21 protein-coding genes are annotated in these 18,935 nt (G+C 63.9%); 10 read left to right on the top strand and 11 right to left on the bottom strand.

Features of this window, described 5'->3' with window-relative positions:
- Positions 1 to 31: 31 nt before the first annotated feature.
- The 4 genes from ATE64_RS01970 to ATE64_RS01955 all read left to right on the top strand — a co-directional run bounded on the left by ATE64_RS01970 (position 32) and on the right by ATE64_RS01955 (position 4,018).
- Entirely contained in the window at positions 32 to 1,741 is a 1,710-nt protein-coding gene (locus tag ATE64_RS01970) for an MBL fold metallo-hydrolase (RefSeq protein ID WP_082657537.1), read from the top strand.
- Positions 1,738 to 2,805, top strand: coding sequence for a zinc-dependent alcohol dehydrogenase family protein (locus ATE64_RS01965; RefSeq protein WP_058454586.1), 1,068 nt, complete (start codon positions 1,738 to 1,740; stop codon positions 2,803 to 2,805). The genes ATE64_RS01970 and ATE64_RS01965 overlap by 4 nt, the downstream gene beginning before the upstream one ends.
- A gap of 296 nt (positions 2,806 to 3,101) precedes the next feature.
- Positions 3,102 to 3,659 carry a hypothetical protein gene (locus ATE64_RS01960; protein WP_058454587.1) on the top strand — a complete coding sequence of 186 codons (558 nt, stop codon included), beginning with the start codon at positions 3,102 to 3,104 and terminating at the stop codon, positions 3,657 to 3,659.
- A complete protein-coding gene (locus ATE64_RS01955) occupies positions 3,647 to 4,018 on the top strand; it encodes an STAS/SEC14 domain-containing protein (RefSeq protein WP_058454588.1) in 372 nt (123 codons plus the stop codon). Before ATE64_RS01960 ends, ATE64_RS01955 begins: the two co-directional genes overlap by 13 nt.
- Positions 4,019 to 4,171: 153 nt before the next feature.
- Here ATE64_RS01955 and ATE64_RS01950 read toward each other — a convergent pair whose 3' ends face one another.
- Both ATE64_RS01950 and ATE64_RS01945 read right to left on the bottom strand, forming a co-directional pair.
- Positions 4,172 to 4,624 (bottom strand): potassium channel family protein, encoded by a 453-nt coding sequence (locus tag ATE64_RS01950; protein WP_058454589.1) that lies wholly within the window; start codon positions 4,622 to 4,624, stop codon positions 4,172 to 4,174.
- Between the two features lie 73 nt (positions 4,625 to 4,697).
- Positions 4,698 to 6,251, bottom strand: coding sequence for an NAD(P)/FAD-dependent oxidoreductase (locus ATE64_RS01945; protein WP_058454590.1), 1,554 nt, complete (start codon positions 6,249 to 6,251; stop codon positions 4,698 to 4,700).
- A gap of 194 nt (positions 6,252 to 6,445) precedes the next feature.
- Between ATE64_RS01945 and ATE64_RS21450 the strand changes: the two genes are divergently transcribed.
- Together ATE64_RS21450 and ATE64_RS01935 are read left to right on the top strand one after the other, a co-directional pair.
- A complete protein-coding gene (locus tag ATE64_RS21450) occupies positions 6,446 to 6,622 on the top strand; it encodes a hypothetical protein (RefSeq protein ID WP_156416431.1) in 177 nt (58 codons plus the stop codon).
- 329 nt (positions 6,623 to 6,951) lie between these two features.
- On the top strand, positions 6,952 to 7,419 hold the full coding sequence (locus tag ATE64_RS01935; protein WP_058454592.1) for an NUDIX domain-containing protein: 468 nt from the start codon (positions 6,952 to 6,954) through the stop codon (positions 7,417 to 7,419).
- A 68-nt stretch (positions 7,420 to 7,487) separates the two neighbouring features.
- Here the strand turns inward: ATE64_RS01935 and ATE64_RS01930 are convergent, their stop codons facing one another.
- A complete protein-coding gene (locus tag ATE64_RS01930) occupies positions 7,488 to 8,147 on the bottom strand; it encodes a BON domain-containing protein (protein WP_058454593.1) in 660 nt (219 codons plus the stop codon).
- A 567-nt stretch (positions 8,148 to 8,714) separates the two neighbouring features.
- Positions 8,715 to 9,317 carry a DUF1579 domain-containing protein gene (locus tag ATE64_RS01925; protein ID WP_156416432.1) on the bottom strand — a complete coding sequence of 201 codons (603 nt, stop codon included), beginning with the start codon at positions 9,315 to 9,317 and terminating at the stop codon, positions 8,715 to 8,717.
- A 9-nt stretch (positions 9,318 to 9,326) separates the two neighbouring features.
- Between ATE64_RS01925 and ATE64_RS01920 the strand changes: the two genes are divergently transcribed.
- Positions 9,327 to 10,130 (top strand): LytTR family transcriptional regulator DNA-binding domain-containing protein, encoded by an 804-nt coding sequence (locus ATE64_RS01920; protein WP_058454595.1) that lies wholly within the window; start codon positions 9,327 to 9,329, stop codon positions 10,128 to 10,130.
- Between the two features lie 142 nt (positions 10,131 to 10,272).
- On the opposite strand, the gene ATE64_RS01915 is transcribed toward ATE64_RS01920, so the two are convergent.
- The 3 genes from ATE64_RS01915 to ATE64_RS01905 are packed head-to-tail and all read right to left on the bottom strand — an operon-like array spanning position 10,273 to position 11,811.
- Positions 10,273 to 10,671: an MAPEG family protein gene (locus tag ATE64_RS01915; protein ID WP_197410095.1), complete on the bottom strand. Its 399-nt coding sequence runs from the start codon at positions 10,669 to 10,671 to the stop codon at positions 10,273 to 10,275.
- A 40-nt stretch (positions 10,672 to 10,711) separates the two neighbouring features.
- A complete protein-coding gene (locus ATE64_RS01910; protein WP_058454596.1) occupies positions 10,712 to 11,446 on the bottom strand; it encodes a hypothetical protein in 735 nt (244 codons plus the stop codon).
- A complete protein-coding gene (locus tag ATE64_RS01905; RefSeq protein ID WP_058454597.1) occupies positions 11,443 to 11,811 on the bottom strand; it encodes a hypothetical protein in 369 nt (122 codons plus the stop codon). Before ATE64_RS01905 ends, ATE64_RS01910 begins: the two co-directional genes overlap by 4 nt.
- Positions 11,812 to 11,922: 111 nt before the next feature.
- Here ATE64_RS01905 and ATE64_RS01900 point away from each other — a divergent pair, with 111 nt between their 5' ends.
- Positions 11,923 to 12,543 carry a TetR/AcrR family transcriptional regulator gene (locus ATE64_RS01900; RefSeq protein ID WP_058454598.1) on the top strand — a complete coding sequence of 207 codons (621 nt, stop codon included), beginning with the start codon at positions 11,923 to 11,925 and terminating at the stop codon, positions 12,541 to 12,543.
- A gap of 271 nt (positions 12,544 to 12,814) precedes the next feature.
- Here ATE64_RS01900 and ATE64_RS01895 read toward each other — a convergent pair whose 3' ends face one another.
- Entirely contained in the window at positions 12,815 to 14,269 is a 1,455-nt protein-coding gene (locus ATE64_RS01895) for a CHAD domain-containing protein (protein ID WP_058454599.1), read from the bottom strand.
- A 258-nt stretch (positions 14,270 to 14,527) separates the two neighbouring features.
- Here ATE64_RS01895 and ATE64_RS21915 point away from each other — a divergent pair, with 258 nt between their 5' ends.
- Positions 14,528 to 14,746, top strand: coding sequence for a DUF4136 domain-containing protein (locus ATE64_RS21915; protein ID WP_058454600.1), 219 nt, complete (start codon positions 14,528 to 14,530; stop codon positions 14,744 to 14,746).
- A 122-nt stretch (positions 14,747 to 14,868) separates the two neighbouring features.
- Complete coding sequence (locus ATE64_RS20970; protein ID WP_082657536.1) at positions 14,869 to 15,012, top strand: TetR family transcriptional regulator; 144 nt, start codon at positions 14,869 to 14,871, stop codon at positions 15,010 to 15,012.
- A 40-nt stretch (positions 15,013 to 15,052) separates the two neighbouring features.
- On the opposite strand, the gene ligD is transcribed toward ATE64_RS20970, so the two are convergent.
- From ligD to ATE64_RS01875, 3 genes are read right to left on the bottom strand one after another with little or no spacing between them, the layout of a single operon-like run.
- A complete protein-coding gene (ligD, locus tag ATE64_RS01885) occupies positions 15,053 to 17,569 on the bottom strand; it encodes a DNA ligase D (protein WP_058454601.1) in 2,517 nt (838 codons plus the stop codon).
- Positions 17,553 to 18,038, bottom strand: a complete 486-nt coding sequence (locus tag ATE64_RS01880) for an MgtC/SapB family protein (protein WP_058454602.1) — start codon at positions 18,036 to 18,038, stop codon at positions 17,553 to 17,555. Before ATE64_RS01880 ends, ligD begins: the two co-directional genes overlap by 17 nt.
- A complete protein-coding gene (locus ATE64_RS01875; RefSeq protein WP_058454603.1) occupies positions 18,038 to 18,913 on the bottom strand; it encodes a Ku protein in 876 nt (291 codons plus the stop codon). The genes ATE64_RS01880 and ATE64_RS01875 overlap by 1 nt, the downstream gene beginning before the upstream one ends.
- Positions 18,914 to 18,935 lie beyond the last annotated feature (22 nt).

Below are 18,935 nucleotides of genomic sequence, written 5' to 3'. Positions count from 1 at the left end.
CCGTCCACCTGCGAACGAAAGATCGAGTGTCATGGCCGACCCCGAAACGCCGCTGAAGATTGCCTTCCATGGCGCCGCGGGAACGGTCACCGGCTCGTGCATGGAACTCACGCTCGGACAGCGAAGGATCCTGATCGACTGCGGGCTGTTCCAAGGATCGCGAAGCCTCGAGACGCTGAACCATGGCGCCTTTGGGTTCGACGTCGACAAGATCGACGCAGTTCTGCTTACCCATGCGCATATCGATCATTGCGGACTGTTACCGAAGCTCGCGAAGGAGGGATATCGCGGTCCCCTTTGGTGCACCGCGCCGACCGCTGACCTTCTCGAATTCATGCTCGCCGACGCGGGGCGAATTCAGGAGAGCGACACGGCGCGCCGGAACCGCCGCTACGACCGCGCGGGCGAGCCGATGTTCGAGCCGCTCTACACCGAGGCCGATGGGCTGCGGGCGTGGCGCCTGACCCAGCCCGCCGAGCTTGGGACCTGGTTCGAGCCCGCCCCGGGTTTCAAGGCGCGGCTGTGGAATGCCGGGCATATCCTGGGATCGGCCTCCGTCGAGCTTGAGGCGGGCGGTGTTCGCCTGCTCTTTTCGGGCGATCTGGGACCCGGCAACAAGGCATTCCAGAGCGATCCCGATGCGCCCACGGGCATGGACTTCATCATATGCGAATCGACCTATGGCGACCGGCCGCGGCCGAAACTGACGATCGAGGACCGCCGTCAGCTCCTCGAAACCGAAGTGAAGGCGGCGCTCGCGCGCGGTGGCAACCTCATCATCCCGGCGTTCGCGCTCGAGCGGACGCAGGAGCTGCTTCTCGACCTCGCCCGCCTCGCCGAGGCGAACCGCATCCCGAACATTCCCATCTTCGTCGACTCGCCCCTTGCGAGCCAAGCAACGACAGTCTTCGCGGCGCACGCGGCCGAGCTCGAGGATGTCGCGGGCAGTGACGTCTTCCGTCATCCCTCGATCCGCTATGTCGAGGACGTCGCCGAATCGATCCGTCTCAACAGCGTGTCGGGCGCCATCATCCTCGCTGCCTCGGGCATGTGCGAGGGCGGGCGCGTCCGCCACCATCTCGAGCATAATCTGCACCGGCGCCAGTCGACGATCTTGTTCGTCGGATTCCAGGCGCGCGGATCGCTCGGGCGGGTCATCCTCGATGGGGCCGAGCGCGTGCGGCTTTCGGGCAAGGACATCAACGTTCGTGCCGCCATCCGGCGCATCGAAAGCTATTCGGCGCATGCCGATCGGGACGAGCTTGCGGCCTGGATTCGCGAACGTCGTCCAATCCGCGGCGGACTTTTTCTGGACCATGGCGAGAGCGAAGCGATCGAAGCGCTTCGCTCGCTCGTCCAATCCGAAACGCCGGGCCTTGCCGTCGTCGCTCCTGCGATCGGCGAGAGCTTCGCGCTCGCCCCCGGCGTGCCGCCCAAGCGAATCCAGACCGGACGCATCGATCTTGCCCAGCTCGCGGGCGAAGACTGGCAGAATGACTATGCCGATTTCGCCGCCAATCTGAAGCACAACCTCGAGCATATCCGCAGCGAGAGAGGTCGGCGCAACGCGCTCGACGAGATGCGGCGGGTTCTCGCCAGCTATGAGGCGGCGCGCACCGAACAGAAACGGCGCCGCCGTGCGGCAAATGCAGAAACCTCGCATCCCGCGGTGCCGACACGATCGAGCCGCCAAGGCAACGGTCCAGACGCCCCTCCCCTCATGAAAGGAGGTTTCGCATGAAAGCCCTAGTCTATAACGGCCCTGGCCTGAAGGCTGTAGAGGAGCGGCCGGTCCCCCAGGTGCGGGATGCGGGCGACGCGATCGTCCGCATCACCAAGACGACCATTTGCGGCACCGACCTCCACATATTGAAAGGCGATGTCCCCAGCTGCGCGCCGGGCCGCATCCTCGGGCATGAGGGGGTCGGCATCGTCGATAGCATCGGGACGGGCGTAACGGCTTTCGCGCCCGGCGATCATGTTCTGATCAGCTGTATCACCGCGTGCGGGCGCTGCGAATATTGCCGCCGGGGCATGCAGTCGCATTGCGCGACGGGGGGCTGGATCCTCGGCAATATGATCGACGGCACCCAGGCCGAATATGTTCGCATCCCGCATGCCGACACGAGCCTCTACGCCATCCCCGAGCAGGCGGACGAGGATGCGCTGGTCCTGCTCAGCGACATCCTCCCGACCGGTTTCGAATGCGGCGTGCTCAATGGCAAGGTCGCCCCGGGATCGACCCTCGCAATCGTCGGCGCGGGACCGATCGGTCTCGCCGCGCTGCTCACCGCGCAGCTCTTCTCGCCCGCGCGGATCATCATGATCGATCTGGACAACAGCCGTCTCGCTGTTGCGCGCCGGTTCGGCGCCAGCGACACGATCAACAGCGGCACGCGCGACGCCGCAGCGGCGCTGATGGAGATGACGCGTGGGCGCGGTGCCGATACGGTGATCGAGGCGGTTGGCGTCGCCGCGACCTTCGAACTCTGCCAGCTGCTCGTCGCAGCCGGAGGAACGATTGCGAACGTCGGGGTGCATGGCGCCAAGGCCGACCTGCATCTCGAGCGTCTGTGGTCCCACAATATCACAATCACGACGCGATTGGTTGACACCGTCTCGACGCCGCAGCTGCTGCGGATGGTAGAGGCGAAACAATTGGATCCCGAACAGCTTGTCACCCACCATTTTGCAATGGCCGACATGATGGACGCTTATGACGTCTTCTCCAGGGCAGCCGAGACGCAGGCGCTTAAGGTCATCATCGAAGCGGCCGATCCCGCTGCGGCGAGGTCCGTCTCGTAGCCCAGCGCATGCAAGGGATCGCGCGGACCATCGTCGTCGGCAGGCCGAACTCAATCGCGAGATCGAACCTCGGCGCAGCGCGCTGGGGGTGCGCGTTCATGACCAGCTTGTCGAATTTGAGCGCGGCATCCTGAGCGAACAACGGAAGCTCAAGACGAGCGTTCGCGCATTTCTGGCCCGCCTCGTCGCGGCACGCGGACGCGCAGCAACGAAGGTCCGTAGAATCCCGCAATGCGGCGCTTCCAGCATCGCGTTATGCCTGCCCCCACCGCCATTTTCCGCAAGGGAGACGATTGATGATTGTGACCGATGCGCCCGGCCGCCCGGTGCAGAGCAGCCTCTGGAAAGAAATCTCGGTCCTCGAAATTGGCGTGGCGGTATGCCTCCTCATCCTGTTCATTTTATCGCGCACCTTCCTGGAGACCATCGCGGCGCTTTACATGCTGGTGGCCGCGTTGCTGTTCGCCGCGCTCGTCCAGGCCCGCATGGCGGCGACCTGCGCCGATCGGCTGGATCGTCGGCTTTGGCTCGCCAGCGCGCTCGTCTGCCTGATTCAGGCGATCATCCTGTTCGTCGATCCGCTGCTTGGCGGTTATCACGGTGCAATGGCGATGGCGGGGGTTCTCGCGGTGGGAGCAGCGGCGCGGCTGACGCTCGCGCTCGCACGTAACCATGCGGGCCGCGGCTGGCTCTATCTCTCGGGCACGGTCAGCCTGATGGTGTCGCTCGCGATCGGGTTCGCGTGGCCATTCGCCTCGATCCTCCCCGCGGCGCAGAGCCTCACGCTCGACCTGCTCGCCGTTGCTGCGATGCTGGCGAGCGTCACCGGAAAGGCCCCGTCATGTTCGAAATGATCGACACGAAGGACGATGTGCTCGCCGTCCGTATCGACGGCAAAATCACGGGAGAGGATCTGGCCTCGATCATGGACCGGCTCGACACCGCGATGGCGGCGAACGAGACTGTGGATGTTTATGCCGAAACGCGGTCGATCGACGGTATCGAGATCAGCGGGCTGGCCGCGCATATCGCCCGGGCCGCACCGCTTTTCGCCAAGCTCGGCCGGTTCGGACGCGTCGCGGTCGTCGCCGATCAAGTCTGGATCCGGGCGCTCACACGGATCGAAAGCGCACTTCTGCCGCATATCAGCTATCGGGTGTTCAAGCCGGAGGATCGCGGCGCGGCCCTGATGTGGGTCGAAGGGCGCAACTGATTACGATCACCGTCCTGCCCGGTCCTTGGCCGTCCCCGCGCGACAATGATCGCGAAGCCCGTCTCGTATCGCGGACGGGCTGACAGCAGGCATCGATGCTCGGGACGAACGACGGGATCGTGTCGACGGCCACGCGGCGTCCCAGTCGATGCCTTATCGGCCATGATCGGTATCGAAACTGCGTTCGAGGAGTTTCATACGATCGACGATCGAGAAGAAGAAGGCCGTTGACCAGCCGATCAGGATGATCCCGCTCGCGCCCTCGATCGCGCCAAGGATCCGCAGCCCCGGGGGCAGGACGATGTCGCCATAGCCTATGGTGACGTAGGTCGATGTCGAGAAATACAAGGCATGTTCGAAGTCGATGAAAGCGCCGAGAAGCTGGTAGATCCCTGCCCAGATCCAGATTTCGGCCGAGTGCAGCGCGAACAGCCCGAATGCGGCGACAAGAATCGCCCCCCCGTTGAGAAGAATGACAAGATAGCGTCGCGATGCACGCCGGTAGCGGCGAAGGATCGCAAGCAGCAGCGCAAGTCCCGCGAGGTGCACGACGACCGTGAGCCCGACGACGAGAGTGGCGAGACCGAGCTGGTGGGCGAGCGTCACGATCCGCTCCCGGCGGCCGCCTGTATGATGGCGGGCCTATGCCCCTGGCCGGCCTCGCGGCGCGGCCGCGCCATCAGGCCGCAATTTCCGCGTCGGTGCGGGCCGACCACCCCGAGCGCTCACCGTCATAGACGAACTCCGCTCCGCGCAGGTCGATCTTCGGGAAGGCGTCCTTCTCCGCCCAATAGTCCTGATTGTGGCGCCATTCGGGTTTGTCGCCGCGCCGCGGCATCGCGTCGAGGCCGCGCATAAGATAGCCCGGATTAAAGTTGTCTTCCTCGATCCACGGCAGGATCTGCATGCCCTCATCCTCGGGCCTGAGCGCGACCTCGACCCTTCTCGCGCCGATGTCGTCCATATGGTTGAGGAGGTTGCAGACGAAGTCGCCCATCATGTCGACCCTGAGCGTCCAGCTGGCCCGAAAATAGCCCATAACCCAGGCGAGGTTGGGGACGCCGGTCATCATCATCCCGCGATAGGTGATCGTCTTCGACCAATCGACCGGTGCGCCGTCGATATCGAACGGGATCCCACCCATGACCGATAAATTGAACCCGGTCGCGGCGACGATGATGTCGGCCTCGATCTCCTCGCCACTCGCGGTGCGGACACCTGTCGCAGTGAAGCAGTCGATCGTGTCGGTCACGACGGTCAATTTGCCCTGCACCGCCGCCCTGAAAATGTCGCCTTCGGGGCAGAACGCGAGCCGTTGCTGCCACGGCCGGTATTTCGGCGTGAAATGCGGCTCGAACGCGAAGTCGGGATCGCCCGAATAAGCCCGGATCAGCGCTTTCAGATCCTCGAACACCGCATCGGGCTCCGAATGGCACCGCCGCGTCATCAGATCCTGGTCGTGCATGATCTGAGCCCGCACGACGCGGTGGACTGTCGGCTCGTCGATCCCGACCTCTCGCAGCCGGTCGGCAAGTTCGTTCCTGTTCTCGCTGCAATAGAAATAGGTCGGCGAACGCTGAAGCATCGTCACATGCGCTGCTTTCTCGGCAAAGGCCGGGACGATGGTCGCAGCGGTAGCGCCCGAGCCGATGACGAGTACGCGCTTGCCTCCATAATCGATCGTCGGACCCCAGAGCTGGGCGTGAATGAACTGCCCTCTAAAATCCTCAAGACCCGGCCAATCGGGAATGTAGGGCTTGTCATGATCATAATAGCCCTGGCACATCCACAGGAAGCTGGCCGTGAAGGTGACCGCCGCGCCATCCGACGCGCGCACTGCCTCGATCGTCCAGCGATTGGCGGCGCTCGACCAGTGGCAGGCGGTGATGCGATGGCCATAGTGAATATGGACGCCGATCTCGTTCTCCTCGATTACCTCGCCCATATATTTGAGGATTTCGGCGCCACTGGCGATTGGCGCGCCGACCCAGGGCTTGAAGCGATAGCCGAAGGTGTAGAGGTCCGAGTCCGACCGTACGCCGGGATATTTGTGAGTCTCCCACGTCCCGCCGAAGGTCGGTTTCGCCTCGAGTATCGCGTAACTCTTGCCCGGGCACTGCTGCTGAAGATGATAGGCCGAGCCGATGCCCGAGATACCGGCGCCAACGATCAGCACATCGACATGAAGGGGCCGGACCCGACCTCCCGCCCCTTGAGCTTCGGCTCGTGACATCTTCCTCTTCCTCCTCTTTGGTACGGTTCGAATATCGCCGGCGGGCGCGCTGCAGACATTGATCCTGGTCAACCAGAGATCGGACAGGAAACCGGCGTAGGGGGGCCCGCAAGTTAGCGGCGCTTCGGCTGCCGGACCGCGAAGCGACGTCCGCCAGGATTGATAAAGGTTCGACGTGTCAGAGACGGAAGAGCATGAACCAGATGCTTCCCAATATCGCAAAGGCGATAAACGCGATCCAAAATCGGATGGCCGCCGATCGCTCGCGATCACGTTCGAACGGGTCGTCGATCTCCGACGGACTCATCGTCATGATCCGCGCCGCGCGACCGTCCGCGCAGCGAGAAATCCTGCGGCGAGAAGCGGAATAAGCGCCGCCGCAGCCCGCATTTTGGGGGAGCGCGATATGCGACCGATTCTCTTGCGCGTACGGCGGGGCACGCCGAGCTTGGCGAGCGATGTGTCGACGTTGGGGATATCCATCTCAGCCTCCATAGCCAGGGTATGGAGCGAGAGTGAGCGACGCGCGCCATACAGGAAATACGCAAATTCCCGCATGTCACGCAAAGCTTGGAGCTGCATTATGCGCTTTAGTCTGGCCTTGAAGGTAGCAAGCCGCGCCCTGTGCGCCAGCGCAGCCAGTCGATGGATTTGAGGAGAGGCGGCCAATGGAAACCGATCGTCGCCGTCATCGCACGTTGTGACCGGCGAGAGCGCCGGAATCTTGTTGTATCGCCGGTCAGCCGGAGCGCTACAGGTCTTGCTTGTCCATCCCGGCGGTCCCTTGTGGCGCCGGCGCGACCGCGGCGCCTGGCAGATTCCCAAGGGGCTGATCGCGCCCGGAGAAAGCGCGGAAGACGCCGCACGCCGCGAAGCCCGAGAGGAACTTGGCGTCGCGCTTGAGGGCCCGCTTGCTGCTCTGGGGCAGCTTCGGCAGGCAGGCGGAAAGATGGTTCATGCCTTTGCGCTGGGACAGGATATCGAGGCGGCCGCGATTGTAAGCAATTGCTTCGAACTGGAGTGGCCGCCCAAAAGTGGCCGGCGCCAGTCGTTTCCCGAGGTCGATGCCGCACGGTGGTTCACGATGGCCGAGGCCGACACGATGATGCTGCCCAGTCAGCGGCCATTTCTAGATCGGCTGAGCGAATTTTTGGCGAAAGGGGGCTGACGCGCAGGGGCGCAGCGGCCGCCCCGGTTCCGGGACGGCCACCAACGCGATCTCGCCAGTCGCGCCGGTCAAAGCGCGATGATGATATTATCCTCGACCCGGGTGACCCCCGGCGCGGACCATGCGGCCCTCTCGGCGACTCCGCGCTCGGCCCACGCCTTGACCTTGCCGCCGAGCTTCACGGTGCCGCCCTCGGTCGACACGGTCACCCCGGCGGCGTCGAGATCGGCCTGACGTTTGAAGGCCGAGACGATCCGTTCCTTCACGTCGGCGGGCGCCGGGTGCTGCTTGACCTCGATCAGGTTGCTCACACCCGCGACGCCCGTGACCCGGCTCGCAGCGCGGAAGGCTTCCTTGCGTTGATAATCCCAGTCGACCGTGCCGCTCAGCGTCACCCAGCCATGCTCGACCTTGACCTTCACCTTCTCGGTCGGAATCGACACGGTCCAGGCCATCATGTCGAGCAGGCGCTTGGCGATCTCATGATCGGCCATCTTGGGCTCGGACGCGAAATGAACCTTGATCTCTTCGGCGATCGCGCGGACGCCGGCGACGCGCCGCGTCGCCTTCTCGGCGGCGATCTTCTCGGGATAGGTTTTCACATAACCCGACAGGGTGACGACGCCATCGGTCACGGCAACGCCGATATCGGCGTGATCGACGCTCGGCTCCCATTCGAGCTCGTCCATCACGTCGCGCTGCAACTGCCCGTCTGTTTTCTTCAACATTATCTGTCTCCTCTTCGTCTGAAGGGTTGCCGCCCGGCAGCAGGCCGGCAGAACCCGATGGTTTCGGTTCGGAGATTTTCACCTGGCCCGCGCTTCAGCCCTATTCGCAAACATCCGTAAGTGTAGCGCCTGCAGCCAATGGCGTCGCAGGTCAGCGAAGTGTCGGTCGGCCTAGAGGCGCCGGTGGCGAGAAGCGGATTTCGCCGCTGCTTTACATCCGTAGCCCTTGCTGATCGAAAGCATGGTACCCGCGCACGCCCGACCCCAATGATGCCCGCCGGCAAAGTCAGACGTTAGACCTCAAATTGGGCCGGGGAAGTGCGCGCTTTTCAAGGAGCGCTCCTCCGATCGTTCACAATTTCGGATTGAGATGTTCGCCGCACGCCCTTCGTACCAACTATCTCGACGACCTCCGGTCGCTGGTCGATAACTTGACCGCTTCCGATCACGATATGATCGCGCACCTGCCGACTCGTAAATACGTCCCCGTGCCGGGCTGAGCGCATTGGCTACCGCCTGCCAAAGCCTATCAAGGCTGGAGAGGCGAACACTCGCACCACCAACGTTTCAATTTGGCGCTACGCTGCCTTCCGCCGGCCAGCCGCTATCTCCGACGCGCCGCAATTCCATGCGAAAGAAGGGCACGGGCGGCTTCGTATCGACCAGCCTCTCGCCGATCTCGGTCCACACGCCATCGTGCAGCGTGGCCGTATAACGGATCGTCATCGGACCTGCCGGGATCTGCCAGACATATCCCGTCGCATTCGGAGCGATTGCGAAACTTCCGTATCGACCGTCAGCATGGCTGGTCATCCGATAAGTCTTGGCTATCGGGTCGAAGCTGAGCATCGCCAAGGCGTTGAATCCGGTCGAGCCATCGGCGCGATAGCTACGCCCCTCAACCAATCTGATTGACCCGCCAAGCAACGGTCCTATCCGTTCGGTGTGCGTCACGCGGTGTTCGCCGCCGGGAATCTGAGTGACCGCAATGCCACGCCACTCGCCATCCATCCAGGCAAAGGCCTGCATCGCCTCGCGCTCGGCGGCGAGCAAAGCCCCGGGGTCCTGCTGGACCGGCTGCGCCGAAGACGGCACGGTCACGGCCAGAAGTATCGCACCTGACAAACCGGTCGCTATTCTCATCTTGTTCCTCCTGATGCGCAGTGCCATCAGTTCGCCATGGACAATCGCGCTTCGGCTTCGGAAGGACAGGCGAGCCCGGATCGCAAAGCTTTTTTCGCGAACCGCGTCCTTGCCTTCGCCAACCGCGTCCGGAACCTGCCCGGGCTTGCCATCTATTTCGTTGGCGGAGGAGCGGCGATCCTCCTGATGACGACGGCGGGCGCGTTCGGCACGCTGGCTATTCCGCTCGCAACCCGGCTTGCTTTCTGGTCGCTTCTCATCGGCTCCAACGTGCTGCTGTGGGTTTTGTGGTTCGCGTGGCGCGTGCGCGGGCCCACCGACTGGTGGCGCGCGGCGCTGCTCGGGATGGTCGTCATCAACTTGCCGCTGCCTGCCGAGATCGGTCTGTACGGCCAGCTTCTCGGACTCCCGATGCCGGTCGACTGGACGAGAAGCTGGGCGAGCGCCGCTGCCATCAGCCTCGCGCTTCTGCTTGTGCTCGTCGTTGCGATACGCCCGGCGCCCGCGACCACACGCCCCGACTTCTCGAAAGGGCTGCTCTGGCGCGGGGGGTTCCGGGATGCGGACGCGATCGCCGCAATTGCGGCAGAGGATCATTATTGCCGTATCTGGCGAAGCGACGGTTCGAGCAGCTTGCTTCATGCGCGGTTCGGGGATCTGGTCTCCGAACTTGAGACGAACGACGGAGCCGTCATCCGGCGCGGCCATTGGGTCGCGGCATCGTCGGTGGAGACGATCGAGCGGCGCGGTCGCCAATGGCATGTTTCGCTGAAGGATGGCCGATCGATCGGGGTCAGTCCTTCAGCGGCCGCCGACCTTCGAGCCCGCGGATGGTTGTAGCGAATGTCGCTTGCCTCCAGCTGGAACGACTAGCTGATTTTGCAACCTTTTAGTCTGATGACGCGGCCACAACATGACTGCGGCCACCGGACGGCGCGTCCGAATAACCGATCCAGCCCCAGCCACTCCGGCCCCCCCCCCATCAAATATAGGTAGAGACAATCAGCCCGACGGCGAGAAGTGCCGCCGACTGCGTTCCCGTCATTCCAACGATCCGGCCGACATCGTCGCTCGCGCTGAGCGACACACCGATGCCGTGGGCAAGACGGCCAAGCAGCAGCAGGACACAGGCAGCATGGACGCCAAGCACCGAGGCTCCGCGGCTTTCGGCGATCAGCAGGAGAAGCAGGATGAGCGGAACATATTCGGCAAAATTTCCATGGACGCGGATCCGGCGTTCGAGTTCAAGATCGCCAGCGCTTCCAAAGGCGATCCGTTCGCGGCGCCGGTAGGCGATCACGCGCACCGAGAGGCCGAGGAAGAGGACGGCGAGCGCGGCTGCGTATAGCGGAACGATCGGTATGGTATGCGAAAGCATCATGGTCCTCCAGGGTCGGGCAAAGTCGATCGAGGATGCTCGATCATGATGATATCAGCGCCGCGACCACGGCGGCTGGCGCCAGAAATGCGGCAGTGAGCGAAATCGGTAGATTCCGGTCGCGGACAATATTCTGCACAACGATGCCGGCCAGCGCCCAAGCGATCGCGCCGGCGTAAACGGGCGATCCCGACAACCAGGCGACCATCGATCCCAGCGCGCCGGCGCCGAGCAGCAGCACGATCTGCCACGCGGTGCGAACCGGGACGCCGCTCCATTTGAGGGTCGAGCCCAAATTCACCCAGACAGCGGCCGATATCCATCCGGAGAGGAGCTGGATCGGCGCGATGCCGAGCCAGAAGGACAGCCCGCGTTCCGAAGGCGCGCGGCCGATCGTCGCCATCGCGGCGAGCAGGACCGCGAGCGCCGCCGCAATCAGGACGAGGCTTGTCCAGTCGATGTCGCGGCGCGGGACATGCCATTCCCAAGCGGCATTGAGCGTCCAGGCGGCAACCGCGAGCCAGCCGAGCATACGCAACAAGGGATCGTCGAGATTGGCGGGCAGAGCGTGCCAGATCGCAAAGCCGAAGCTTGCGAGGAAGATGACGCCCCAGATTGCGAAAAAGGGCGGCCAAGGGACGATCGGGAGATGCAGGCGCGCCGAGCGTTCGGGAACGCTATGCTCCCATCGGCGCCATTGCGGCCAGCTTCCCACGACCGCTTGGGCAATAGCGGCGACAATGACCAGCGCCGCCCGCAAGATGTCGATCGCGGTCACAGCCAGATCCGTATCAGGATGAGCGGCCAGAGAAGGATGATCGGAATGAAAACGAGGGCCGGACCCCACGGAACAGGCTCCGACGCGCGGATCGTGGGCAGGACAAAAGTCAGCAGCCAGCCGGTCTTGTAGAGAATCTGGAGCAGCAATATGCCCATCATCGGCCGCGGCCACGCAAGCCCGATGACCGAGCAAAGCAGGATCGCGCCCCAGAGCGCGGCGACGAGCAGCCGCAGTCCCGCCGATTCCGGCACGCCGGGGCCGAACACCGCCGCCGTGCCCGACCATAGGAGCGCGGTGACGACCGGCAGGAGGATCAGGATGTTGGCGCCGTACGCGAGGCGGAGAAGCATATCGTCGGTCATGGGAAGCGCCGCATTTCGATAGTCCCGTTTTCCGTAGAGCCCCACGCGGCCCGGTGTTAGGATGGATCGAATGATACAATGCACGAAATTATAGATTGGTTCAAGTGATACATGGCACGCCATTCGGGAACCCCTAACCGCTCGACTGCCGAGCGGCGCGCCGAACTGCTGGCGAAGATGCGCGCGCGCCTGCGCAGCCGCAGCGAAGGGCCACCGTCCTGGCGCGACCTCGCGGCGGCCGCAGGCGTAAGCCTGTCGTCGCTGACGCATCATTTCGGACGGCGTGAGGATATCATTCGCGCGGTCATGGAAGACGAACGCGCGCATGGGGCGACGCCGATGGCGATTATGGCCGAGCCGAGCGGCGCGTTCGATACTTCGGTTCGCGACGCGGTGGAGCATCTCGCGGCCGGGCTCGTGAACGCCGACCTCGACCGGATGATCGCCGCGGGGCTTGCCGAAGGCCTTGGCCATCCGGTCCTTGGCCCGGCTTTCATCGGCAATTTGCTCGAACCGATGTTGCAGGCAGTCGAAGCCCGGCTCGAGCATCATGTGCGCGCTGGCGAGATGCGGGCGGGAGAAACACGCCTCGCTGCCGTCCAGCTGGCCGCGCCGATCATCGTCGCGGTGCTGCACCAGCGCCCGCTCGGCGGCGCCGCGGTGCGCCCGCTCGACCTCGATACGCTGCTGGTCGCGCACGCCGAGGCGTTTATCCGCGCCTGGCGCGCCTGAGCGCCCGGCGCCTGCCATCAGCCGCGGATCGTTGTTCCCGGTTGCAGCCTCTCCGTCGCGGCCCGGTCCGGTACTGCGGTTTTGTCGACAAAAAAACCGATGAGCGACCATCTGTTTCTGGCCGAAACGGGATATTCAACAGGGGCGGACTCTGGGCAAAATTGGCCATGGGCGGCCAGTCAGATCTTGGCGCCGAAGCGACAGGAGCTGCCATTGTCTTTGCACATTTGGTGCGTGGACCCAGCCACCCAGGGCAGGGCAATCCGCGCGATCACCAAAAGCGTTTGGTGTCGAACAGCTCGCCATACGCACGTTCCGCGCGCTCGAGCATTTCCTTCTTGTCCATTTCACTGGAAAGAAGCGCAGTTGCTCCATCTTGATCGGAGATTCCAAGTTTATTCAGCAGGACCGGGGCAGCAGCGAGGTCGTTAAGCTTGCCAAGACAATCCTGCAGCCCTTCTAGCGCCGCGACAAAACGCCCGTGCCTCCGCTGCTCGCGCTTTCGATCGAACAGGGAAGCGAAAAACTCACTCGCGTAGCGTAGCTTCTTCGCATCCTTGCGGAGCTCGTGACGTGTCTCGTCGGTGGCGGATGCAAGCCCCCTACCCCGGTGTTTGACTTTGCGCCGGAGGCGCGCGAGCGCGTTTTCAGCAAGGGCGCGAGCCGGATCGTTTCCATCGACCTCTCCGCCCTTGCCGTCAGCCCAGCGGCCCTCTTCCAGCCAGTGCGCGACGTTCAACATCACGATGCGGGCCCGGCGATCCGCCAGCGTCTCGATCAAATGGTCATAGGATTTCTCGCGAGCGATGGCGATGCAATCGCGCAAGGCTTCCGACGACGCCCGTTGGAGAAGCACGTCGAGGTCGCGGGCCTCCCCAAAGCTGGCGGCGAGCCATTTAAGCTCCCCGCGCAGGCCCGCGCCATCGCCCCCGGTCATCGGTTTGAAAACCGAAAAGGCCGAGCGCATCCGGCGGATTGCTACACGCGCCTGGTGCAGCGCGTCGGCGCTGCGGCTTGAAAGGAGCAGGTCTTCATTGAGCCGGAAGTGGCGAATGCCTGATCGAACGATCCGCTTGAACGCCTCTGTGGTGCTTATATCGGCTCCCAGTAAAATAGGCTCGGCCTTGACGCTCGCCCGATCGGGCTCTGCCAGCCGGTAACCGCGTTCCGATTTGGTCAGCACGCCGAGGCGTATCGGAACGATAGCGTCGATCGTGCGCGCAAGACCGAAAAGCGCCGCCGAGTCACCCAACTTCAGCTCGAGCTCGATCTCGCAGACGGGGTCCGACCGGTCGCCTGCCTTGACATCGCCGCGGTCGAGAACGACCTCGATTGTCGTCCCGTCCTCTTCGACAAGCCATTTGCACCGCTCGACCTTCACGATGAAACGAGGCATAACCTTGTCGGCGTTGTCGCCGATGACGGCCGGCAGCGGGGTCGCATAGTCGAGCACGGGGGCGTCATCGTCCACCGCACGCTCCCATTCGGTGCGGGCAAAGAGTCCGGCCGAAGTTCCTCCACTGGCTTTGATCGTCTGAACGCGCGTATTGCCGGTGCGCCGAATGCGAAGTGAAAAGCCGGCCTTGGCCAGCGCATTTTCATCGGTATCGAAATAGGTCGAAACCTGTTCTACGACCTTGACCTTGTCACCGAACAGCTTTGACGCAACGATTCGATCCGCGTCGGCAGGGGACAAGTCAAGTTTCAGTTCGATTTCGTCGCCCATGGAACTTCGGTCCCGTTGCGTAAAGCGGTTCTCGGCAAGATATCCGTCAATAGGATGAACCTTCCTACCGTCGATCTAGCACGAACCGTCGCCGAAAAGAAAACGGCGGCTCCGACGAGCCCAAAGGTTTGGAGCAACTCTTTGCAAGTGGGTCGCAACTGCCCCGCCGCTCCAAGCCCGCAACCGAACTATGACGTCTGCTTCTGGCCGGTTGCTGTCGGTCGGCTTTTGACGACCAAACAAAGAGAGGTCGACGGCGTGGGTTGCGGCCTTCCCTTCTGCCCGACGGGCGGCGACTACCGGCTCGACGCGAGCCAGCATACGCAGGGCACGCTCGTGCTGGATCTGATCGACGCCGACACGGGTCGGCTGGCGTGGCGCGCCACGTCGAAAAAGCGCGTCACCGGTAAGGACGTGACCGAGGCAAAGCTCACCCGGCTGCTCCGCGACATGACCAAGGCACTGCCTGCCCAATAGGCCGGTGCCGGCGAGCGAGGTGTGGCGCCGCCCCTCTGCCCCCTCGCTCGCCTTCCCCTCTTCTGCCATCGTTCCCGGTGTTCGGACGCACAGCAGGCAAATCGACTGCGACAGGGCGACCAATGAACGCAAAGAGCGACGACAAGCGCCATCAGATTGCCACTGCCGCGGCCGAGCTATTCGCCGAGCGCGGCTTCGACGCAACGTCGATCGACGACGTCGCCGCGCCTTATGTCACTGCCTGGAGGCCCGCCTGCTCTCCGTAACAACGCATCCGAAGCTGCGGTTCGCCAGATAGTCTCGATTTTAAATTGATGGCAAAGACTGACTTACGAATCCCCACCCCTTGAGGTCGGGAGCAGCGGCGCGCTGAAGCAATTCTTCTGCATCCCTGATCGTCCACGCGCTTGCTTTCCCGACTTCGGGAAGAGAAGCCCAGCTGACCGGTACGGCCACCGGCGCCTGCTCCCGAGCGCGGACGGACCAAGGCACGATCGCGGTGCTGCCGCGCTGGTTGCGCAGCCAGTCGATGAAGATCTTGCCCTTGCGCTTCGCCTTGCTCATCGTCGCGACATAAAGGTCGGGCTCGGCGAGGCTCAACGCCTCTGCGAAGCGTTTGGCAAAATCCTTGTGCGTTTCCCAACTATGGCCGGGATCGACCGGCACGACGACGTGCACGCCCTTGCCGCCCGACAGCATCGCAAAGCTGACGAGGCCGATGTCGGCGAGCTGGCGGCGGATGTCGAGCGCTGCTTTTTTGACCTCGGCGAAACCCAGCCCTTCGTCGGGGTCGAGGTCGAAAATCAGGCGGTCGGGCCGTTCGATGGCGTCGACATGGCTCGCCCAGCCGTGAAATTCGATCGTTCCCATCTGGACGCAGGCGAGGATGCCGTCGGCGTCATCGACATAGAGATAATCTTCGTACCCGCCGTCCTTCTCGCGGATCGGGACATGGTGGACATGCGCGCCGAAGCTGCCCGAATCATGTTTCTGGAAAAAGCATTTCTTGGCGCGCCCTTGCGGACAGCGGACGAGGCTGAGCGGGCGGCGCGCCATGTGCGGGAGCATCAGCGGGGCGATGGCGGCGTAATAGTCGGCGAGGTCGCCCTTGGTGGCTTTGGCTTCGGGAAAGATCACGCGGTCGCGGTTGCTGATCGTGACGTCGCTGGCGGGGGGCGGCGCGGGTTGTTGGTTTTCGGGGGTCACATCCATTGCCTCCTTGTCGCTGCGCAGGCCGAGAAAACTTGCGTGGCGGACCGATCCGCTAGCGGTGAATTCGGCGAAGGCGATTTCGGCGACGAGATCGGGGCGGAGCCAGTGCGCCTTGCGCGCCGTGGCGGCGTCGACCTCGAGCGGGGCGGTCTTGCGTTCGAGCCGCGCGAATTTCTTCGCAAGGTCGGCCATCGACGCGGCGTCGAAACCGGTGCCGACATTGCCCTTGTAGACGAGTTCGCCCTTCTCGCGCTGCGCGAGGAGGAGCGAGGCGAAGGGGCGGCCCCTTGCCGCGGAGGGGTTCCAGCCGACGATGATAAATTCTTGGCGACGGGTGCATTTGACCTTGACCCAATTGCGGCTGCGGCGGCCGGTGTAGGCGGCGTCGGCGCGTTTCGAGATGATGCCTTCCTGCCCCGCGCCGCACATCGCGGCGTAAAGCTGCTCGCCCGCGCCGATGACATGGTCGGCGACCGCGATCGGCGGTGCGGCATCGCGCAGAAGCGCTTCGAGCCGCTCCTTGCGTTCGAGATTGCCGAGCTTCGTCAGCGATTTGCCGCCGAGCTCGATGAGGTCGAAGGCGAAGAAATGGAGGTCGGTGTCGTCGTCCTGCGCGCCATGGCCGCGCTTCATCACCGCCTGGAGCGCAGAAAAGTCGGGATTACCGTCCTTGCCATAGGCGACGATCTCGCCGTCGATCAGGCAGGGCGGCAGATCGAGCGCGGCGATGTGGCGGGCGAGCGGGGCGAATTTGTCGGTCCAGTCGAGGCCGCTGCGCGTATAGACGCGGACATCGTCGCCCGCGGCGGCGACCTCGGCGCGGTAGCCGTCATATTTGATCTCGTGGAACCAGCCATTGCCGGCGGGCACCGCATCGACAAGCGTCGCGAGCTGGAGCGGGCGAAATTCGGGCGGCTTGCCTTTGGCTTTGGGCTTCGCGGCCTGCCGGTTGTGCGCGGCGGCGGCGGCCATCTTTTTCGTGAAGGCGGCGCCCTTTGCGCCCGTCAGCGATTGTTCGCCGCCTTCGTCGCCCGCAATCTCGGCCATCGTCCGATCGGTCAGGATGCTGGTCAAATGCCGGCCGACCAGATCGTCGGAACCCCCGGCATAAGCGTCGTCGACCTTGCGGAGCAGCCAGTTTTCGCGCTTTTCGCCCGCGCGGGGTTTCATGCGGACGAGCAGCCATTCACCCTTCATCCTTGACCCTTCGAGGATGAAGTGGAGATGGCCCTTGTCGAGGTCCTTCGCGCTCTTGCCCGCAACGGGCTTCCACGTCCCGCGATCCCACAGCATCACGCTGCCGCCGCCATATTCGCCCTTGGGGATCACGCCTTCGAAATCGGCGTAGCTCATCGGATGGTCCTCGGTGCGCACCGCGAGCCGCTTGTCGGCGGGGTCGGCGCTCGGTCCTTTGGTCACCGCCCAGCTTTTGAGCACGCCGTCGACCTCGAGCCGGAAGTCGTAGTGAAGCCGCGTCGCGTCGTGCTTCTGGACGATGAAGCGTCCGCCGCCGGTCGTCGCGCCCTTTTCGACCTTGCCCGCGGGTTCGGGGGTCAGCTTGAAGTCGCGCTTGGCGTTATATTGGGCGAGCGGGTCAGCGCGGCCGGGCATCGCTGTCCTCCGGCGCGGGCAGGCGGCGCTCGACGAACCGGAGCAGAACGAGCAGAACCAGCGCCAGCCCCGCCGCGATAATCACCAGCGCGAAATAGCCCGCGCCGCTGGCAATGCCGATCGCTGCGGTCAGCCAGATGTGCGCCGCGGTGGTGAGATTGCGGACCTCGCCCCCTTTGACGATGATCAGCCCCGCGGCGATGATGCCGATCGCCGCTGCCATGCCTTCGATCACGCGCAGCGGGTCGATCGACGATTCGGCACCGCCCAGCTGGTGATAAAGCGCGACCGCGACGACGGTCATCAAGGATGCGCTGAGCGCGACGAGTCCGTGCGTGCGCAGCCCGGCGTCATAGCCCTTTAGCTCGCGGTCGAGTCCCAGCAGCAGGCCGGCGAGCGTCGCAACCCCGAGGCGCAGCAGCACTTCGCCGCTGAGCGCGTCCCACCAGAGCGCGTCGTTGAGCAGCATCAGGCGCGCTTCCGTGCGGCTGTCTTTTTCGCGGGCGCCTTTTTGGCGGCGGGCTTTTTCGCCGCGGCGGCGGGCGGCTTTTTCTTCCCGTCGACCGAGGCTTTCAGCGCCGCCATCAGATCGATGACGTTCGACCCGCGGCCGGTATCGGCAGGCTCCTCGACATCCTCGAGCACACGCTTGCCTTTTGCTTTCGCCTTTTTGGCGACGAGCCGCTCGATCGCATCGACATAATGGTTGCGAAAATCGCCGGCGTCGAACGCGCCGCTTTTCTTTTCGATCAGCGTTTCGGCGAGGTCGAGCAGGTCGGCGTCGGGTTTGGCGTTGCCGACGTCGCGGAAATAATTGGCCGCCTTGTTGACTTCGTCGGCATAGCGCAGCGCCTCGAGCACGAGGCCCTTGCCGCAGGGACGCAGCGCGACCAGCTGTTCCTGCCCGCGCAGTGAAAGCTGGCCGAGCCCGACCTTTTTCGTGCGGCGGAGCGCTTCGCGGAGCACGATATAGGCTTCTTCGGCCAGTTCGTCGGCGGGGACGACATAATAAGGCTTGGCGTAATAGAGGACGTCGATGTCGCCGGCGTCGACGAACTGGACCAGCTCGAGCGTGCGCTTGCTCTCCAGCTTGACCGCCTCGATCTCCTCATCGTCGAGCAGGACATAATTGCCCTTCGACAGTTCGAAGCCCTTGACGATGTCGTCATGATCGACCGCGCCAATGCCGGGCACGGTCTTTTCATATTTGACCGGCTTGCCGCTCGGTTCGTGAATCTGGCGGAAACTGACCGCGGCGCCCGATTTGGTCGCGGAATAGATTTCGACGGGGATCGACACGAGAGCGAGGCGGATCTGTCCCTTCCAATAGGCGCGTGCAGGCATGACCTTTTCTCACTTTCCTCCA

It is taken from the genome of Sphingopyxis sp. H073 (assembly GCF_001468395.1).
Classification (GTDB): domain Bacteria; phylum Pseudomonadota; class Alphaproteobacteria; order Sphingomonadales; family Sphingomonadaceae; genus Sphingopyxis.
Note: the sequence above shows the minus strand (reverse complement) of the source record. Positions and strands in the feature narration are given on the sequence as shown.